This is a genomic window from Tistlia consotensis USBA 355 (genome assembly GCF_900177295.1).
Classification (GTDB): domain Bacteria; phylum Pseudomonadota; class Alphaproteobacteria; order Kiloniellales; family DSM-21159; genus Tistlia; species Tistlia consotensis.
In genome coordinates this window covers 1-1,110 of the sequence record NZ_FWZX01000087.1, presented here as the reverse complement: position 1 = coordinate 1,110, position 1,110 = coordinate 1, and the positions used below count along the sequence as shown (strand labels likewise).

General features: G+C 72.4%; 1 protein-coding gene and 1 pseudogene. One reads left to right on the top strand and one right to left on the bottom strand.

The window, feature by feature from the left end; genetic code table 11:
* Window positions 1-259 (bottom strand): annotated as a pseudogene (locus B9O00_RS32215) (ferredoxin--NADP reductase); the annotation flags it as partial.
* A gap of 138 nt (window positions 260-397) precedes the next feature.
* Here B9O00_RS32215 and B9O00_RS32210 point away from each other — a divergent pair.
* Window positions 398-886 carry a DUF2753 family protein gene (locus B9O00_RS32210; protein ID WP_085127566.1) on the top strand — a complete coding sequence of 163 codons (489 nt, stop codon included), beginning with the start codon at window positions 398-400 and terminating at the stop codon, window positions 884-886.
* Window positions 887-1,110 lie beyond the last annotated feature (224 nt).

Sequence of the window (1,110 nt, the reverse complement as noted above, 5' to 3'; positions counted from 1 at the left end):
GCGAGGTCAGCGGCCCGTCGGACACCTTGATCGAGTAGAAGTCGAGGCCGTCGTCCCAGGACGGGCTGGCGATCGAGTAGGCGCGCAGCAGCGGCCGGCCCGCGAGCATCAGGCCGAGCAGGACGAACTCGCCGGAGCGGAAGCGGAAGCTGGGCGGCCGGGTGACGCGCAGGGAGAAGAGCTCCCCGGTCCAGTGGCGCACGTCGAGGACGTGCTCCCAGGTGAGGCTCTTCGGCAGAACCGGATTCTCGACTCCCATAGGCTGCTGGCTCCCTCTCGGCCGCTGTCGCTTCCCCAGGGTGTGGGGAGCAGTCGAGTTAAATGCAAATGATTATCATTTGTAAATAGGAGTGCGGAGTCTATGCTCGGCCGTCCTCGCGAGCTCCGAGCCCCCGACATGTCCCAGCTGTCTTCCAGAAAGCGTCCTGCCGTCCCGAGCGGCGCCTTCCGCCATGCCGAGGCCTTCGCGACCGCGCTCAAGGCCGGCAACGAGGCCTTCAGCCGCGGCGCCCACGACCGGGCCCAGGCGCTCTACGGGCGGGCGGGCGCGGTCGCCGCCCGCCTGATGCTGCTGGCGGCGGCCGGCCAGCTCGGGCCCGACCTGGCGGCCCGCGCCCTGGCCGACGCCCGGCTCAACGCCGCGCACAACCTGCTGCGCCGCGCGCGGCTGGAAGAGGCCGGCCGCCAGCTCGCGGCGGTCTTCGAGACGCTCTGCGACTGGCGCGATGCCCGGCACGTGCCGGAAGCGCTGCGCGAGGCCTGTGCCGCCGAGCTGCCGCGCGTGATCGCCGCCCTGGTCGAGCAGCTCGAGCGCAGCGGCGCCGAGCCCTCGGCGATCTCCGAGGTCTACGCCCGGGCGGCGGCGTCGCAGGCGCCCTGGCGATAGGGTCGCCTCGGCACCTCCGAAACGAAGCCGGCCCGCTCTCCGGGCGGGGAGAGCGGGCCGGCGAGGTCCGGTCGGACGCAGCCGGGGCTGCGGGCGGCTGCTATCCGGCGAAGGCCTTCTCGACGACGTAGTCGCCAGGGTTGGCGTTGGAGCCCTCGGCCAGGCCGGCGCCCTCGCAGAGCGCCTTCGTGTCGGCGATCATCGCCATGGAGCCGCAGATCATG

Excerpts from the sequence above, each read along its gene's own strand:
- B9O00_RS32210 (WP_085127566.1), top strand. The coding sequence starts at position 398 with ATGTCCCAGCTGTCTTCCAGAAAGCGTCCTGCCGTCCCGAGCGGCGCC.